The 16131-nt window shown below is 73.6% G+C and carries 15 protein-coding genes; 6 read left to right on the top strand and 9 right to left on the bottom strand.

The window, feature by feature from the left end:
- The first annotated feature begins 1 nt into the window (after position 1).
- The 4 genes from ACFYWX_RS45560 (at position 2) to ACFYWX_RS45545 (ending at position 4960) form a co-directional block, all read left to right on the top strand.
- Entirely contained in the window at positions 2-1468 is a 1467-nt protein-coding gene (locus tag ACFYWX_RS45560) for an adenylosuccinate lyase family protein (RefSeq protein ID WP_389431374.1), read from the top strand.
- Between the two features lie 208 nt (positions 1469-1676).
- On the top strand, positions 1677-2390 hold the full coding sequence (locus ACFYWX_RS45555) for an alpha/beta hydrolase (protein ID WP_389431373.1): 714 nt from the start codon (positions 1677-1679) through the stop codon (positions 2388-2390).
- Between the two features lie 89 nt (positions 2391-2479).
- Positions 2480-3931, top strand: coding sequence for a DHA2 family efflux MFS transporter permease subunit (locus ACFYWX_RS45550; RefSeq protein ID WP_389431371.1), 1452 nt, complete (start codon positions 2480-2482; stop codon positions 3929-3931).
- Positions 3932-3988: 57 nt separating this feature from the next.
- Complete coding sequence (locus ACFYWX_RS45545; protein ID WP_389431369.1) at positions 3989-4960, top strand: acyl-ACP desaturase; 972 nt, start codon at positions 3989-3991, stop codon at positions 4958-4960.
- Positions 4961-5063: 103 nt separating this feature from the next.
- On the opposite strand, the gene ACFYWX_RS45540 is transcribed toward ACFYWX_RS45545, so the two are convergent.
- The 9 genes from ACFYWX_RS45540 to ACFYWX_RS45500 all read right to left on the bottom strand — a co-directional run bounded on the left by ACFYWX_RS45540 (position 5064) and on the right by ACFYWX_RS45500 (position 13979).
- Positions 5064-7385: an acyl-CoA dehydrogenase family protein gene (locus ACFYWX_RS45540; RefSeq protein ID WP_389431368.1), complete on the bottom strand. Its 2322-nt coding sequence runs from the start codon at positions 7383-7385 to the stop codon at positions 5064-5066.
- Positions 7382-7543 carry an acyl carrier protein gene (locus tag ACFYWX_RS45535; protein ID WP_389431428.1) on the bottom strand — a complete coding sequence of 54 codons (162 nt, stop codon included), beginning with the start codon at positions 7541-7543 and terminating at the stop codon, positions 7382-7384. The genes ACFYWX_RS45540 and ACFYWX_RS45535 overlap by 4 nt, the downstream gene beginning before the upstream one ends.
- A gap of 123 nt (positions 7544-7666) precedes the next feature.
- Positions 7667-9355 (bottom strand): acyl-CoA dehydrogenase family protein, encoded by a 1689-nt coding sequence (locus ACFYWX_RS45530; protein WP_389431367.1) that lies wholly within the window; start codon positions 9353-9355, stop codon positions 7667-7669.
- Complete coding sequence (locus ACFYWX_RS45525; protein ID WP_389431366.1) at positions 9352-10182, bottom strand: acyl-CoA thioesterase; 831 nt, start codon at positions 10180-10182, stop codon at positions 9352-9354. Before ACFYWX_RS45525 ends, ACFYWX_RS45530 begins: the two co-directional genes overlap by 4 nt.
- Before the next feature lie 229 nt (positions 10183-10411).
- Positions 10412-10678 carry a MoaD/ThiS family protein gene (locus ACFYWX_RS45520; protein WP_389431365.1) on the bottom strand — a complete coding sequence of 89 codons (267 nt, stop codon included), beginning with the start codon at positions 10676-10678 and terminating at the stop codon, positions 10412-10414.
- Positions 10675-12510 (bottom strand): fatty acyl-AMP ligase, encoded by a 1836-nt coding sequence (locus ACFYWX_RS45515; RefSeq protein WP_389431364.1) that lies wholly within the window; start codon positions 12508-12510, stop codon positions 10675-10677. The genes ACFYWX_RS45520 and ACFYWX_RS45515 overlap by 4 nt, the downstream gene beginning before the upstream one ends.
- A 4-nt stretch (positions 12511-12514) precedes the next feature.
- Positions 12515-12865 carry a 4Fe-4S dicluster domain-containing protein gene (locus tag ACFYWX_RS45510; protein ID WP_389431363.1) on the bottom strand — a complete coding sequence of 117 codons (351 nt, stop codon included), beginning with the start codon at positions 12863-12865 and terminating at the stop codon, positions 12515-12517.
- On the bottom strand, positions 12862-13806 hold the full coding sequence (locus tag ACFYWX_RS45505; RefSeq protein WP_389431361.1) for a hypothetical protein: 945 nt from the start codon (positions 13804-13806) through the stop codon (positions 12862-12864). Before ACFYWX_RS45505 ends, ACFYWX_RS45510 begins: the two co-directional genes overlap by 4 nt.
- Positions 13803-13979 (bottom strand): hypothetical protein, encoded by a 177-nt coding sequence (locus ACFYWX_RS45500; protein ID WP_389431360.1) that lies wholly within the window; start codon positions 13977-13979, stop codon positions 13803-13805. Before ACFYWX_RS45500 ends, ACFYWX_RS45505 begins: the two co-directional genes overlap by 4 nt.
- 148 nt (positions 13980-14127) lie before the next feature.
- On the opposite strand from ACFYWX_RS45500, the gene ACFYWX_RS45495 reads away from it, so the two are divergent.
- Positions 14128-15141 (top strand): alpha/beta hydrolase family protein, encoded by a 1014-nt coding sequence (locus ACFYWX_RS45495; RefSeq protein ID WP_389431359.1) that lies wholly within the window; start codon positions 14128-14130, stop codon positions 15139-15141.
- Entirely contained in the window at positions 15138-15917 is a 780-nt protein-coding gene (gene fabI / locus ACFYWX_RS45490; protein ID WP_389431357.1) for an enoyl-ACP reductase FabI, read from the top strand. Before ACFYWX_RS45495 ends, fabI begins: the two co-directional genes overlap by 4 nt.
- Positions 15918-16131: the final 214 nt, after the last annotated feature.

Genomic DNA, 16131 nt, shown 5'->3' with positions numbered 1-16131 from the left:
CGTGACGATCGACGCCGGGCTGCTCAGCCCCGTGCGCGCCGGGACCCCCGCGGAGGAGGCCACGTCCGACCGGGCCTGGCTGCAGGCGATGCTCGACGCGGAGGCGGCGCTGGTCCGGGCCCAGGCGGGCCTGGGCAACGTGCCCGAGGAAGCGGCCCGGACGATCACCGGGCTGGCCCGTGCCGACGACCTGGACCTGCGCGAGCTCGCCGTGCTCAGCCGGGGAGCGGCCAACCCGGTCGTGGCCGTGGTGCAGGCGTTCACCTCCCTGGTGGCGGCCAAGGACCCGGCCGCCGCGGACTATGTGCACCGCGGTTCGACCAGCCAGGACATCTTCGACACCGGGCTGATGCTCGTGGCGGCCCGGGCCCTGGACCTGCTGCTGGCCGACCTGGACGACGTGGCCGGCTCGCTGCGCGCGCTGGCCGGCGCGCACACCGGGACGCTGATGGCGGGGCGCACCCTCGCGCTGCACGCCGTACCGACGACGTTCGGCCTCAAGGCCGCCGGCTGGCTGGTGGCCGTGACCGACGCGACGGACCGGCTGCGCCGGCTGCGGGCCGAGGGGCTCGTCGTCCAACTCGGCGGCGCGGCGGGCACGCTGGCGGGGTACGTCGAGTACGAGCGGCTGCACCGGGAGGAGTGGTGGGAGCTGCTGAGCGACGGGGACGCGCGTGGTGAGGAGTGGCGGGAGGGCGTGACCGACGGGTACGCACGGCGGCTGACGGAGAGGTTCGCCGAGGAGACGGGACTGCGTGCCCCGCTCCTGCCCTGGCACAGTCACCGTGCGCCGATCGCCGCCCTGGCCGCCGGACTCGCCCTGGCCACCGGGGTGCTGGGCAAGATCGCCGTGGACGTGCAGTCGCTGGCGCGCACCGAGACCGCCGAGGTGGCGGAACCGGTCGCGGCCGGGCGTGGGGTGTCCTCGGCGATGCCGCAGAAGCGCAACCCGGCGCTGGCCACGCTGATCCGCTCGGCCGCGCTCCAGGTGCCCGCGTACGCGAGTGTGCTGACGCAGGCGATGCTCTCGGAGGACGAGCGTTCGGCCGGTGCCTGGCACGCCGAGTGGCAGCCGTTGCGCGAGTGTCTGCGGCTGGCCGGCGGGGCGGCGCACACCGCGCGCGAGCTGGTGGCCGGTCTGGTGGTGTCGCCCGAGCGCATGCGGGCCAACCTGGGGCTGACCGGCGGCCTGATCGTCTCCGAGCGCCTCGCGGCCGTCCTCGCGTCGGCCCTCGGCAAGGCCGCGGCCAAGGAGGTGGTGAGCCGGGCGTCCGCGGAGAGCGCCGCCACGGGGCGCTCCCTCGCGGAAATCCTCGCGGCCGAGCCGCAGCTCGCCTCCCGGTTCGACGCGCGGGAGCTCGAAGGACTGCTGGACCCGGCTGCCTACACGGGGGCGGCGGAGGAACTGACGCGTCGGGTTGTCGGCGCGGGCGCCGACACCTGTGCGGCCGGGGAAGTGACGGGGTGACAGTGGGCATGCGGCCTGCTGTGTGTGGGTGGGTCGGGGCCGTGGCGGTGGGGCGATGAGCCGGGGTGCGCCGGTGATCGGGGCGGGGCTCAACGCTTTGGCGCGGTCGGTGCCGGGGGTCGCGGGGCGGGTGGCTTACGCGCTGTTCTGTCGTCCGGTGCGGCGCGGGGAGGTGTTGCCCGGGGAGCGGGCCGTTCATGAGCGGGCCGTGACCGAGGAGGTGGTCGTGGGTGGCAAGCGGGTGCGGGTCTACCGGTGGGGTGACGGGGCGCGGCCGGTGCTGATGGTGCACGGCTGGCAGTCACGGGCCTCGCGGTACGCGGGATTCGTGCCGCGGCTGGAGGCGCTGGGGCTGACCGGGCTCGCGTTCGACGCGCCCGGGCACGGGGACTCGGAGGGGTACGCCACCACCATTTTGGAGTACGGCGAGATCATGCGGCTGCTCCAGGAGCGGTACGGGGCCTTCCACACGGTTCTCGCGCACTCCCTGGGCGCCACCAGCGCGTTCCTGGCGCTGCGCGGCGGACTGGTGGCCGAGCGTCTTGTCACCGTGGCCGCAGTGAAGGATTTCGGCCATTTTCCGGACGAGTTCGCCCGGATCCTGGGGCTGCGGCCCGCCCTGTGGCAGGACCTCCGGTTCCGGATCGAACACCGGCTGTTCCAGGCGGTCGAGGACCCGTGGGAGCTGTTCGACGCCACGGTGCGGACCGAGGAGATCGGCGTACCGATGCGGATCATTCATGACACCGGCGACGAAATGGTCCCCGTCCACCACGCGCACGCGCTGAAAGCCGCCTACGGGGAGCAGGCGGAGCTGGTTCTCACCTATGGCCTGGGGCATCGCAAGGTGCTGGGCGAGGCGGTGGTGATCGACAGTGCGATGGGCTTCATCGCGCCGGAATCAGCGGGATCCCTCTTTTAAATGTACGCACGGTCGTTTAGTTTTGTGAGGCGGGTGCGGCCGCTGCGGACCGGGCGACGGCGGCGCATCAGACGAAGGGACCACCTCGCATGACGACCGCCTCACCCCACTCGTCGGACGCCGGTCCGGCCAAGACAGAACAGTCGGAGGACGCCGAGCAGTCGCGGACCTCCGCGGCGGCCGCGGCCTCGGCCAAGCTCGCCCTGCTCGTCGCGTCGGGCGCCACGTTCCTCGCCGTGCTCGACACCACGGTCGTGAACATCGCCTTCGCCGACCTGCGCTCCGACTTCCCCGACGCCTCGCTGTCCCAGCTGACCTGGGTCGTCACGGCGTACACCGTCGTGTTCGCGGCGCTGCTCGCCGTGGCCGGCCGGGTCGCCGACGTCATCGGCCGCAAGAAGCTGTTCCTGTGGTCCACGGCCGTGTTCATCGTGGCCTCACTGCTGAGCGGGCTCGCCGCGGGCGTGCCCATGCTCATCGCCGCCCGTGCCCTCCAGGGCGTGGGAGCCGCGGGACTGATCCCCTCGGCGCTCGGACTGGTGCTGCAGCACACGCCTGCGGCCCGCCGCCAGGTCGCCATCGGGGTCTGGGGCGCGGTCGGCAGCATGGCCGCCGCCGTGGGCCCGAGCCTCGGCGGGCTCCTGGTGGACGTCTGGGGCTGGCGCAGCGTCTTCCTGATCAACCTGCCGATCGGGCTCGCCATCCTGTTCGGCGCGGCCAAGCTCACCACTGACGCGCCGAGCGGGCGCAAGCTGCCCGACCCCGTCGGCACCCTCGCCCTGGCGCTCGGCGTCGGCGGCGTCGTTTTCGGCGTGACCCAGGGCACCGAGTGGGGCTGGGGCAGCGGACGCGTGCTCGGCCTGCTGATCGGCGGTGCCGTGGTGTTCGCGGTGGCCCTGCTGCTCTCCAAGCGGAACTCCGCGCCCGCCCTCGAACTGGACCTGTGGCGCAGCCGCTCCTTCGCGGCCACCAACGTCACCTCGCTGCTCTTCGGCGCGGCGATGTACTCCTACCTCCTCAGCTCCCTGCTCTTCCTCAACGCGGTGTGGGGCTACTCGGAGCTGAAGGCCGGTCTCGCGGTGACGCCGGGCGCCTTCGCCGCCGCGATCGGCGCCATGATCGTGGGCCGCCGGGTCGGTCCGGCCAGCCAGTGGGCCGCGGTCGCCATCGGCTCCGCGCTCTTCAGCGCCTCGTGCTTCGCGATGTACCTGCTGCTCGGGACCGAGAAGCAGTACGCGGCGGTCTGGCTGCCCATCGGCATCCTCGCCGGCATCGGCATCGGCGCGGCGCTGACCGCGATCTCCAACGCTGCGACGGCCTCGCTGCCGCCGCAGCGCTTCGCCTCCGGCACCGGTCTGCTGATGACGACCCGCCAGATCGGTGGCGCCCTCGGCATCGCCGCCCTCGCGGCCATCCTCGAGCGCCACAGCGTCCTCGACGACGAGGGCTATCTGCAGGTGTTCCTCGCCTGCGCCATCGGGGCCGTGGCCGCCGCCGTGGCAGCGCCCGCGATCCGGTCCCGGTCCGCACAGAACACGTAACCGTCAGGTCTGCGCCGGGAGTCGACGCTCCCGCGACGATGTGAAGAAGAGAGCACGATGCCACCCATCGACCGATCCGACCGCTTTGTCGCGAGAGCCGAGCACTCCTTGCTGGCGGAACTGCAACCGGTGGTGGAGGACAACCTCCACCGCCATCTCGGCGTCGCCAAGGAGTGGTTCCCGCACGAGTACATCCCGTGGAGCGACGGCCGTACGTTCGACGGTCCGCTCGGCGGTCAGCCGTGGACCGACGACGAGGCCACGCTGCCGGAGGTGGCCCGCACCTCCCTGGTGGTCAACCTCCTGACGGAGGACAACCTGCCCGGCTACCACTTCGCGGTGGCCGAGTTCGGCAAGGACGGCGCGTGGGGCACCTGGGTCGACCGCTGGACGGCGGAGGAGGCCAGGCACGGCACCGCGCTGCGCGACTACCTCCTGGTCACGCGGGCCGTCGACCCCAAGGCCCTGGAACGCGCGCGGATGGTGCACATGTCGGGCGGTTACGACCGTCCCGACGGCTTCAGCGCGCTCCACGCGATCGCGTACGCCGCGTTCCAGGAGCTCGCCACGCGCATCTCGCACCGCAACACCGGGCAGGCCAGCACGGATCCGCTGTGTGACGCGCTGCTCGCGCGGATCGCCGCGGACGAGAACCTGCACATGGTCTTCTACCGCAACCTGGTCGAGGCCGCGTTCGAGCTGGCCCCCGACACCGCCATGCAGGTCGTCCGGGACGTCGTCGTCGGCTTCGAGATGCCCGGCTCCACCATCAAGGACTTCGGCCGCAAGTCCGCGGAGATCGCCATCGCCGGCATCTACGACCTGCGCCTCCACCACGACAGCGTCATCATGCCCGTCCTGCGCAAGCTCCGCGTCTTCGAACGCGAGGGCTTCGGCGCGGCGGGCGAGTCGGCACGCGAGGAACTGGCCGCCTTCGTCGCCCAGTTGGACAAGAAGGCGACGTCCTTCACCGACCGCCGGGAAGGCATCCGGGCGGCCCGCGCGAAGAGGGAGACCGCGGCGGCCTGAGGGGACGCCACGGAGTCGGGGGCAGCCGGAGTTCCGGCCGCCCCCGACGCGTGCTGTGTTCGGCTGCGGGTCCGTAGTGGCTTGGCGCGCGGTTCCCGCGCCCCTAGGGGCGCCGGGCCGCGATCAGCCGCAGGCCGAGCGCACGGTCCTCCCAGGCCACGTGGATATGTCCCAGGCCCGCCTCTCGCAGGGTGTGCGTCACCTCGTCGTCGCTCGGCGCGGTGGCGCCCGTGACGGTGAGGGCGAGGTGCAGTGCTGCGGCGCCCAGGGGGCGTCTGGGGGCGAGGGGGCAGGGCAGGACGAGCCAGCCGCCGGGCTCGAGCCCTCGGGCCGCCGCGGTGACGGACCCGCGCAGGGCGTCCGTGGTCAGGCCGCCGACGGGCAGCCAGGCCAGGGCGAGCCGGTCGGCCCGGCCGAGGTCCGTGTCGTCGAGCACCGGCACGTACGGGATCTGCCGCGTCAGCTCGGCGGCGGACCTGCTCTCGTCGCCCGCCGCGCAGCCCACCCGTGCGCCGGAGCGGTCGAGGGCGACGGCCAGCCCCTCCAACCGCCCGAGCAGGGAGCCCACCAGGACCTCCGCGAGCACCGCCGCCTCACCACCGCACCCCGGCACCGACTCCCGGCCCACGGCCCGCACCCCGGCCCGCAGCAGGGCGCCCCCGGCCAGGGCCCGCCGCAGCCGCGCGGCGAACGCCCGGCCCCGCCCGCCGCCGACGACGACCTGTTCCAGCCCCGGTGCCAGGACGAAGCGCCCCTCGTCGTCCTGCCCGTCCCGCCGTACGACGCCCCGGCCCGCGAGGAGCGCCAGCAGCCCCTCGGTGAACGCCACGGGCAGGTCCCCGGCCGCCTCCCGCGCGGTGCGCGCCCGCAGCAGCCGTGTCAGCAGCCCCGACTCGTACGCCACCACACACGCGACGAACCCCCACGCCCCGGCGGCCACCTCCCCGAGCCGCCCGCCGAACCTCCCGTCCGGCCCGACCGGCAGCACCTCGGGAGCCCGCCCGGCCCGGACATCGGCGACCAGGGCATGCGCCCGGTCGAGCAGCAGGCTCACCTGCGGTCGTTCGTCGAGGCCGGGCGCTTCCAGCCGCGCCGCCTCCACCAACCCCCGCACAGCCTCCGCGAACTCCCCCGGCCCGTCCCCCACGGCCACCGCATGCAGCGCCCACCACTGGTCCGCCAGCACGGTGACGGCCCGTTCCGTGGCCTCCTCGCGGACGAGGTCGCCCTCCAGGGTCGTGATGACGCGTTGGCCCAGCTGGATCAGGAGGGTCTCCTGGGAGCCCTGGCCGGAGACGAGGCCGAGGACGTCGCGGGTGAAGCGTTCCCAGGGGAAGGCGGACATGTACGCCTCGCCGCCCTGCAGCCCCATGACGAGGTGGCTGATGCGCAGCGCGCAGTCGGCGGCCTGGTGCTTGGCGACCGTGGCGAACTCGTCGAAGTGCGGGTCGCGGTCGGGGGAGCGGGTGCCGTCGAGGGCCCGGTGGACACTCGCCCGGGCACTCTGCAGCAGCATCCGCATCTCGCCGACCGACCGCTCGACGTTCGTGTACTCCAGCACCGCACGGCCACCCCGCCGCCGCGCGGACAGCGCCTCCACGCAGGTGTCGACCACGCCGTCCAGCGCACCCAGCACCCCGCACGCACTCATCGTGCGGCGGATCCGCGCGTACGTGTTGAGCTCGCTGAGCGCGTCCGCCCGCCACACCAGCCGCCACTGCGGCAGCCGCACGTCGTGCAGCAGCACCTGCCCCAGGCCCATGGTGTGCAGGCCCATGGTGTCCATGGCCACCGCCGTGACCCCGGGGTCGTCCTTCTCCACCGCGAAGGCCAGCATGTCGTTGGACGCCTCGTCGCGCAGGAAGAGCAGGAACAGGTCGGCGAACCTGGCCCCCGCCAGGAACCGTTTCGCCCCGTTGAGCACCCACTCGTCGCCCTCCAGGCGGGCGGTGGATCGGTAGTCGTACGGGTCCCGGTTCTCGTAGGCGCCCTGCACCCCGAAGCGGCGTCCGGCCATGAGGTCGGGCACGTACCGGTCGATGAGCTCCCGCCTGCCGCTCGACAGGAGCAACTCGGCGATCTCGACGCTGATGTCCAGCAGCACGGCGAAGCCGGGGTCGCGCGAGAGGCGGGCGATCTCCTCGACGACCACACCCCAGGCGAGCTTGTCCCGACCGTCGCCGCCGACCTCCACGGGCAGCGAGAAGCGCAGCAGACCGAGCTCCCCGGCCTGCTCGAACAGCCGCCTGTCGAGCGGCCGTCGGGCGTGGTTGCGGAAGTGCGTGCCGGGGTTGACGTCCTCCAGCACGAAGCGCGCGAACCGCTCCCGGGCCTCGCGCCGGACCTCGCTCACCTCCTCGTCCAGGGTGCGGTGCCCCAGGACGCCCCGGTTCATGATGTCGACCGCATGGGCCCGCGTGGTCACGCCGCGGCCTCCCGGACCGCGTGCGCGAGGTCGGCCAGGGTCTCGTCGCCGAGGAAGCGCTCCAGCGGGATGTGGGCGCCGGTGCGCTCCTCGACCTCCACGGACAGCTGGGCGGCGGTGAGCGAGTCGAGGCCGAGTTCGGCGAGCGTGCGGTCCAGTGGCAGGTCCTCGTCCCAGCCGAGCAGTTCGCGAAGGAGCGGGACGAGCCAGCCGTCGACGGGCTCGACGGGCTCGACGGCGTGGTCGGGGGCCTTGGCGGGTGTCGTGGTGATGGCGTACTCCTACAAGGTCGGTGCCCGGTGCTGCGGCGCGAGCCGCAGCGGTACGAGCGAGAACGCGCGGTCGGTGTCGTCGAGGTCTTCGAGCCTGCGCACCAACAGCTCCTCGGCCGCCGGGTCGGGCTCGACGGGCTGCCCGAGCCGTGCCAGGACCCGGCGCAGCGCGACCAGGAGCCAGGCCGGCTCGGCCGCGAGGCCGCCGAGCGCGGTGCGGCGGTGCAGCCAGGTGTGCAGGCAGCAGGCGGCCGCGTGCACCAGGCAGTGCCGGCGCGCCGCCTCGTACGTCTCGTCCGTGCGGTGCGTGCCGCGCGCGTGCAGCACGGCCCGCGCCTCGTCGCGGGCGGGCAGGAGACGGCGGGCCAGTTTGGACAACTCCGGGTCGCCGAGGGCCTCGACCGTCTCGTCGAGCAGGTCGACCACCTCGTCGGCGCCGCCGAAGGTGAGCGAGGGCCGCTGTTCCCGCGGTGCGGGGGAGGCCACCGGGTCGCCGAAGCCGTACAGCAGCGGCAGGGGCAGCTTCGCGGACGCCCCGCGCCGGCGCGCCGCGCTGCTCACCTGCGCCCTCACGGTGTCGAGTTGGACGAGCTCGGTGCCCTCGAACACCGGCGTCACCGCGAGGTCCCGGCGCAGTTTCTGGAAGGCTCCGCCGGCGACGCCCTCGCGCAGGTAGGCGCGGGCGCTGAGCACCTCCGCGCTCGCGGCCACGCTGTCCACGCACAGCCCCGGTACGACGTACTTCGCCACCGCGGACCACAGGGCCGTCCGCTGTCGTGCCACGTCGAGGGCGCGGGCCGCCGCCAGTTCGGTGCACTCGGCCACCAGCAGGTCCGCGAAGCCCCGCGCGAGGAGCGCCCGCACCGGGGGCAACGCCGACGCGGGCCGCCCGTAGAGCATGCGGGAGCGGGCGTGGCGCAGCGCGATGCGCAGGGCGGTGTCGGCCACGCCGAGGCCGGCGGCGCCGACCAGGGTGCGGGTGAACTGGAGCATCCCGGAGACCATCTCGATGCCGCGTCCCGGCCGGCCGAGCACGGCGTCGGCGCCGACCCGGCAGTCGTCGAGATCGAAGCCGCTCAGGTCGTGCCCGCGCAGACCGAGGGTGCGCACCTTGGGCAGCCTGCGCACTCCCGCGTCGCCGAGGGCGTCGAAGTCGAGCAGGAACAGCCCGTACGAGGGCTCGGACGCGGCCAGGACGGTGGCGAAGGCCGATCTGCGGCCGTTGCCGACCAGCCACTTGCGCCCGTTCAGCACATGTCCGCCCGGATACGGGACGGCGCGGGTGGCGGTGGCCAGCAGATCGCTGCCCGCGGCCTCCTCGCTGATCCCGGCGGTGCCCCAGGCACGGTCCAGGACGAGCTCGGCGACCCGGCGCCGCTGCCCCTCGTCGCCCCAGATCCACACCGGCGCGGCCGCGAGGAACGTCGAACCGAGGCCGATGGACACCGCCAGGTCGCGCCGGGAGACCGCGCGGACCACGGCGGTCAGCGACTCGAACGAGTCGAGCCGGCCCCCGTCGGAGACCGGGACCAGGTCCCGGTGCAGCCCGGCGGCCCAGGCCGCCTCGTAGGCCTCGACGGGCTCGCTCTCCGACTCGTCGGCGCGCACGCCGCCGGCCAGCGACATCGCGGTGTCCGGGTCGAAGGGACAGCCGAGCGCCCGCTCCAGCGCCTGCGCGCGCGCGAACGTGGAGGTCATACGCGCTCCACCACGATCGCGTACGGCTCCCCGTCGTCCTCTGCGGCGGGCGCGAGTTCGTGCACGAAGGCCAGGTCGTCGCCGTGCCGGTAGGCGGTCGTGCGGACGTGGAGCAGGTCCCACAGCTGACCGGCGCGCAGCCAGGTGACGTCGACGCGCCGGATGCCGTCGGCCAGCGCACGGCGCAGCGGCGCGACCTCGCGGCCGTGCCGGCGCACGAGTTCCTCGCGGGCGCCGCCGGCGAAGCCGAGGGTCTCGGCCCAGTACCACTGGTCGGCCACCTCGCACTGGTGGCGGTGGACCCGGACGGGCACGGTGCCCTCGGCGAGCGGTTCGCCCTCGCGCCGGAGCGTGGCGCACAGGGAGCGGACGGGCGAGAGGTGCGGGGTGCGCTCCACCTCGTCGTCGCGGAAGGCGGCGACCACGGTGTCCGGCAGCGGAGCGGGTGCCCCGGAGAGCGCCTCGTCGCCGCTGAGCCGCAGCGGCACGGAGGCGGCCCGGCTGCGCACCGCGACCCCGGCGGGCCCGGTGAGTGTCATCTCCACCTCCAGCTGCGACGAACGCGGCCCGCGCACCCGGGCCCGCACGTCGACGAGCGCCTCGTCGGCGTCCAGGAACCGCAGCGGCCGGTCGTACTCCAACTGCCAGGACCACAGCACGAATCCGACCCGGTGCTCGCGCACCAGGACGCGGTGGCTGCACACGTGGTCGCGCAGCCAGCGGGTGCCCGCCTGGAACGCCAGCCGCGCGACCGAGACGGTCTGCAGCTGCGTCGGGGTGAACAGGCTCGCGTCGAGCACGGCCTCGAAGGTGGAGCTGCGGGGCATCGGTTCCTAGGGCCTTTCGTTTGGATCAGGTCGCAGGGAAGTGACGGCGCTGTTCGGTGCCGGTGAGCGGGGTCTGGTGCGTGCCTCTGCAAGGCGGAGGAGGGCGTCGATGCGATGGGGGCCCCTCCCGCTCGAGCGAAGCCGAGAGTGGGGGAATCGGCAACCGACGACAACGCGGCAGAGGTGCGTGCCAGACCCCGCGTCTGCGGCGTGATCCAAACGACAGGTCCTAGCCTCCGGAAATGGCCGTGACGATGTCCACGCGGTCGTCCTCGGTGGCCTCCCGGTCGAGTTCGCCCTGGGTGAGACGCTCGCCGTTGAGGGCGATCAGATGGGTGGCGCGCACGGCCCCCTCGCGGTCGAGCAGCACCTCGCCCAGGTTCGGGTAGCGCTCGGTCAGCCGGTCGAGTCCGGCGCGCACGGTGTCGCCGTCGACCTCGATCTCGGTCTGGTAGTCGGTGAAGCGGAGCAGGATGCCCCTGACCTTGACGATCAACGTCCGGCCCCTTCGTAGATATGGTCGTCCCGTCGGCCCGAGGGCCGGGGCTGCTGCCATCGCGCCAGCTGCTCCAACTCGCCGGCGAGGTACTGCCGTCGGGCCAGCCACCGCTGCACCTTGCCGCTGGACGTCTTCGGCGTCGTGCGCGGCCGCACCAGCACCACGGCGTACGGCGCCACGCCCACCTCCGTCGACACCGCCCGCCTGACGCCGTCGAGCACCGCCGCGTACCGCTCCTCGTCGGCCGGGTCGGCCTCGTAGACCACCACCAGGCGCTCGGGCTCCCCCGCCGCGCCCTCGACGGCGAAGGCGGCGCCGCAGTTGCGCCGGATCCCGGGGACGGCGGCCTCGCAGGCCCGCTCGATGTCGACCGGGTGGTGGTTGCGCCCGTTGACGACGATCAGGTCCTTCAGCCGTCCCGTCACGAACAGCTCCCCGTCCAGGAGGAACCCGAGGTCACCGGTGCGCAGATACGGTCCCTCGCCGCCCGCGGTCGTCGCGCCGAACGTTTCGGCGCTCTCCTCGGGGCGCCGCCAGTAGCCGTCGGCGACACCGGGTCCCGCGACCCAGATCTCGCCGGTGGTGCCCTCCGCCCGCGGCTCCCTGCTGACCGGATCGACGATCAGCAGCCGGGTGTCCGGGCCGGGCGGCCCGCAGCTCACCAGCGTCCGCGCGTCCGTCCCCGGGTCGGCGGGGCGGGCCTCGCCCCGCGCCTCCAGCGCGTCGCGTCCGATCCGCGCCTCGCGCCAGCCGTCGCCGGGCGTGCCGCCGGTCACGAACAGGGTCGCCTCGGCGAGCCCGTAGCACGGGTAGAACGACTCGGCGTGGAACCCGTGCGGGCCGAAGCGCTCCACGAACCGCGCCATGGTGTCCGCCCGGACCGGCTCGGCCCCGGTGAACGTCAGCTCGACCCGCGACAGGTCGAGCCCCTCGGCGTCGGCGTCCGTCATACGGCGCAGGCAGAGGTCGTACGCGAAGTTGGGGGCGCCGGTGACGGTCGCGCGGTACCGGGAGACCATGCGCAGCCAGGCGGCCGGCCGGCGCAGGAACGTCACCGGCGACATCAGCGTCATGGGCACGCCCATGAACAGCGGGGTGAGGATGCCGCCGATCAGCCCCATGTCGTGGTACGGCGGCAGCCAGAGGGCGCCGGCGCTGTCAGGGCGGATGCCGAACCCCCGCGCGATCTCACGGCAGTTGCCGAGCAGCCGGTCGTGGCCGAGCATCACACCGCGCGGCAGCGAGGTGGAGCCCGAGGTGTACTGGAGCAGCGCGAGCCGGCCCGGAGTGGGAGCGGTGACGGCGGCGGAGTCGCCCTGAGCGTCGGTGGGGAGCAGCCGGGGCGCGCGGCCCTCGACCGCCGTCTCCAGCCAGTCGGTGATGAGCGGGGCGATGTCCGACGTGGTCAGGACGGTGTCGGCACCGGCGTCCTCGATGATCGCCGCGAGCCGGGGCAGGGTGCGCGCCAGCCGGAAGGGGTCCGGCGGGAAGGCGGGGACCGCGGGGACCCCGGCGTAGAAGCAGCCGAACAGCCCGGCGAGGTAGTCCAGGCCGGGAGCGTAGAGCAGCAGCGCGGGCGCGGACGGGTGCTCGGATCCGGGCCCTCCGCCCGGCATCCCACTCGTCCTCGCGCCCGACTTCGCTTCTGCCCGCAGCCCGGCGGCCACGGCCCTGGCCCGCTCGTCCAGGGCCGCGTAGGTGATCTCCTCGGCGCTCTCGTCGTCGGCGACGAACCGGTAGGCGAGTGCGTCGGGTGTGAGCCGGGCCCGCTCGTGCAGAAGGTGCGCGAAGCTCTGGCCGGCGACGTTCGGGTCAGGGACAGGAGGCATACGGTCAGGGACAGCTGACATGGGGAGCCTGTTCGTCCGCGAGGCTGCGCCACTTGTCCGGCCGTCCGACCCACTCCTCGGCGTCGTCCAGCGGCGCGACGTCGGTGGTGGCCAGGGGCAGCTGCTGGGCGAGCCGGGCGTTCCACTCGAGGGCCGGCTCGAGCTCGGGCGGCAGCTCGTCCTCGGGGTAGATCGCGTCGGCCGGGCACGCCTCCACGCAGTTGCCGCAGTCGATGCACTCCTCGGGGTCGATCACGAGGAACGTGTCGCCCTCACGGAAGCAGGCGACGGGGCAGTAGGTGATGCACTCGGCGAACTTGCAGTGCACGCACTGTTCGGTGACGACGTGGGTCACGCGACGCCCTCCTGGTGTCCGGTCGGTGCGGCGAGCAGCTCGGGGTGCCCGTCCACGAAGCGGTGTCCGGCGTCGAGTCCGATCTCGTACGCCTTGGCGAGTCCTTCGGCGGTCGCGGCGGCGTAGTCGACGCCCAGGCTCTTCAGGTCCTCGTCCGGCTTGACGACGAGGACGCGGGCCCCGTCGAGCTCGGAGCCGTCGACGATCTCCTCGGACGCGTAGAGGTCGCGGAAGAGCGGGAACGGGTCGGAGCCGATCGCGATCAGCACGCCCACGCCCCGGGCGGCGACCTCGCGCGCCGGGCAGGAGCAGGTGTACGAGGCGTCGACGTACGCCTCCCCGTCGACCTCGGCGGGGATCTTCCAGGCGTGCAGCATGCGCGTCGAGGCGTAGGCGACGGCGTCGTAGTTCTCCGGGGTCAGGCGCGGGCGGCCGTCGCCGGGCACGGCGTGCGAGGAGAAGACGACGGGCGCCAGGTTCTGCTCGACCCAACCGCGGTCCCCGGTGAAGATGTTGCGCAGCAGCTGCCTGCCGAGGGCCTTCGCGCCGGGTCCCTGGGTGGTTTCGGCGGCGTCGGCGTCGGTGACCTTGCTGGTGGCCAGCAGGTACTCCGGGGCGCCGGGCCCGAAGAGTCCCTCGCGCAGGGTGGGACCGTACTCCGCGATGCTGTCGAGCGCCACGCTGCTCATGCCTTTGTCGACTGCGGCCGCGGCGGCGCCCAGCCAGTAGCCCACGCCGACCTGGCGCGCCCGGCCGACAGCGGCGAGGCCGCCGGACAGTCCCGAGGACGAGGCCGTGCCGTACACGTCGGCGCGCAGTCCGCGCTCCTCGAAGGCGGACAGTACGCCGTGGCCGTAGACCCCCTTGAGCATGCCGGAGGCGACCGCGATGCCGAGACGTGCGGGGGTGGCCCCGCCGGTCGTGGTTCCCGCGTCGGTCATGTCCGAGGCTCCTTCCCGGATTCCGCCGACTCGGCGGTCTCCGTGGGCCAGTCCTTCAGGAGCTCGGCGTCGATGACCGAGTCCAGGTGGTCCCAGAACCACCGGTTCGGGCCGCGCTGCTGCCGGTCCGTCACAGTCTCCGTGGGACGGGGGGCGTGATGCGAGAGCGTCATGTCGTCCTCCAAGCGGGAGTGCTGACGGCGGCACATTAGCACGACCGTGCGTTTACTTTTCTAGTCCCGTGCGCGAGACTGGTCCATAAATATGAGCGAACGATCGTGCTAGTATCTCGCTCCCACTGAACGATCCGGAGGGCTTGCCATGGATCTCGCGACGGCGGCCGTCGACCCAGTCCAGAGCGCCGAGGGGGAGGAGATGTACGACCTCTTCCGCCGGCCCCAGGGCCGCAGCAGGCCCCGGCCCGACGAGCGGGCGGTCATCGAGAGCGCGCGGACCGGCGAGCTGGACATCGACGGCAAGGCGGTCGTCACCTACGCCTGGGGCAGCGGTGAGCGCCCGGTGCTGCTGGTGCACGGGTGGGAATCGCGCGCGTCGCGCTACGCCAAGCTCATCACCCGGCTCCTCGAGCTCGGCTACAGCCCGGTGTCCTTCGACGCGCCGGGGCACGGCGAGTCCGAGGGGGACAGCACGACCCTCGTCGAGTACCGCGCCATCATCGCCCGACTGCAGGGCGCGCACGGGGACTTCGAGGCCGTCGTGGGCCACTCCTTCGGCGTACTGGCCACCTTCCTCTCGCTGCCGGAGGGGCTGCGCACCGACCGCATCGTGGCGATCAGCTCCGTGCCGGACTTCGCGTACCTGGTCGACTCGTTCTGCGCCCACATGGCGCTGGGGCCGCAACTTCAGGACGAGATCTGCCGGCGCCTGGAGCGGGACCTGTACCCGGGTGAGGACATGTGGACCCGTTTCTCGGTCCTCCACCACGCCTCGCACGTGCGCGTCCCGCTGCTGCTGATCCACGACGAGAACGACGAGGCGGTCGGCGCGGAGCAGGCGGAGTGGATCGTCGGGGCCTTCGAGGGGCGGGCACGCCTGGTCGTCACCCGCAGGCTCGGGCACCGGCGGATCCTCGGCGCCCCCCGGGTCGTCGACGAGATCGCCGGGTTCGTCACCGGCACGGACCCGGCCCACACCGAGCGGAAGGCTGCGGACCCGGCTTACACCGAGCGGAAGGCTGCGGACCCGGCTTACACCGAGCGGAAGGCTGCGGACCCGGCCGACACCGAGCGGAAGGCTGCGGACCCGGCCCAGCCCGAGCGGAAGGCTGCGGACCCGACCCAGACCGACCGGAAGGCTGAGGTGACGGCACGATGAGCGGCCTGCTCGCGGGCAAGCGCGTCCTGGTGACGGGCGTCCTGATGGAGTCCTCCATCGCCTTCCACACCGCCCGGCTCGCCCAGGAGCAGGGCGCCGAGGTGGTCCTCACCGGGTACGGCAGGCTCGGCCTCGTCGAGCGGATCGCCCGGCGGCTGCCGAAGCCGGCCCCGCTCGTCGAGCTCGACGTCCAGGACAAGGGGCACCTCGAGAGCCTCGCCGGCCGGATCCGGGAGCAGGTGGGGGGAGACGCGCGCCTCGACGGTGTCGTGCACTCCATCGCCTTCGCCCCGCAGGACGCGCTGGGCGGCAACTTCCTGGCCACCGGCTGGGACTCGGTGGCGACCGCGGTCGAGGTGTCCGCGTACTCCCTCAAGTCGCTGGCCGTGGCGTGCCTGCCGCTCATGGAGGAGCGCGGCGGATCGATCGTGGGCCTCGACTTCGACGCGAGCACGGCCTGGCCGGCGTACGACTGGATGGGCGTGGCCAAGGCGGCACTCGAGGCCACCTCCCGCTACGTCGCCCGCGACCTCGGCCCCCGCGGCATCCGCTGCAACCTCGTCGCGGCCGGCCCCGTCAAGACCATGGCCGCCCGGCACATCCCCGGCTTCGACACCTTCCGCGAGGTCTGGGAAACCCGCGCCCCTCTCGGCTGGGATCTCTCAGACCCCGAGCCGACGGCCCGCGCTGTCGTCGCTCTGCTGTCCGACTGGTTCCCCCGGACGACGGGGGAGATCGTGCATGTCGACGGTGGTGTGCACGCCGTCGGGGCGTGACGACGGGCGTGGGTGCGAAGGGCGTGGGGTGCGAAGGGCGTGGGGTGCGTAGGGCGTGGGGTGCGTAGGGCGTGGGGTGCGTAGGGGGGGGGGGGGGGGGGGGGGGGGGGGGGGGGGGGCGCCCGCGCGCCCCCCCCCCCCCCGCGCCGGGCGCCCCCCCCCCCCCGGCGGGACAGGGGGGGGAAGGGCCGGCTCGGGGGCACCCCCGACGCGG

The organism is Streptomyces sp. NPDC002888, from assembly GCF_042888465.1.
In the GTDB taxonomy this organism is placed as follows: domain Bacteria; phylum Actinomycetota; class Actinomycetes; order Streptomycetales; family Streptomycetaceae; genus Streptomyces.
Note: the sequence above shows the minus strand (reverse complement) of the source record. Positions and strands in the feature narration are given on the sequence as shown.

What these genes read in the sequence shown, in the direction of transcription:
- ACFYWX_RS45500 (WP_389431360.1), bottom strand. Translation starts at nt 13,979, where the DNA reads ATGACGCTCTCGCATCACGCCCCCCGTCCCACGGAGACTGTGACGGAC.
- ACFYWX_RS45550 (WP_389431371.1), top strand. Translation starts at nt 2,480, where the DNA reads ATGACGACCGCCTCACCCCACTCGTCGGACGCCGGTCCGGCCAAGACA.
- fabI (WP_389431357.1), top strand. Translation starts at nt 15,138, where the DNA reads ATGAGCGGCCTGCTCGCGGGCAAGCGCGTCCTGGTGACGGGCGTCCTG.
- ACFYWX_RS45545 (WP_389431369.1), top strand. Translation starts at nt 3,989, where the DNA reads ATGCCACCCATCGACCGATCCGACCGCTTTGTCGCGAGAGCCGAGCAC.
- ACFYWX_RS45525 (WP_389431366.1), bottom strand. Translation starts at nt 10,182, where the DNA reads ATGCCCCGCAGCTCCACCTTCGAGGCCGTGCTCGACGCGAGCCTGTTC.
- ACFYWX_RS45495 (WP_389431359.1), top strand. Translation starts at nt 14,128, where the DNA reads ATGGATCTCGCGACGGCGGCCGTCGACCCAGTCCAGAGCGCCGAGGGG.
- ACFYWX_RS45505 (WP_389431361.1), bottom strand. Translation starts at nt 13,806, where the DNA reads ATGACCGACGCGGGAACCACGACCGGCGGGGCCACCCCCGCACGTCTC.
- ACFYWX_RS45515 (WP_389431364.1), bottom strand. Translation starts at nt 12,510, where the DNA reads ATGCCTCCTGTCCCTGACCCGAACGTCGCCGGCCAGAGCTTCGCGCAC.
- ACFYWX_RS45530 (WP_389431367.1), bottom strand. Translation starts at nt 9,355, where the DNA reads ATGACCTCCACGTTCGCGCGCGCGCAGGCGCTGGAGCGGGCGCTCGGC.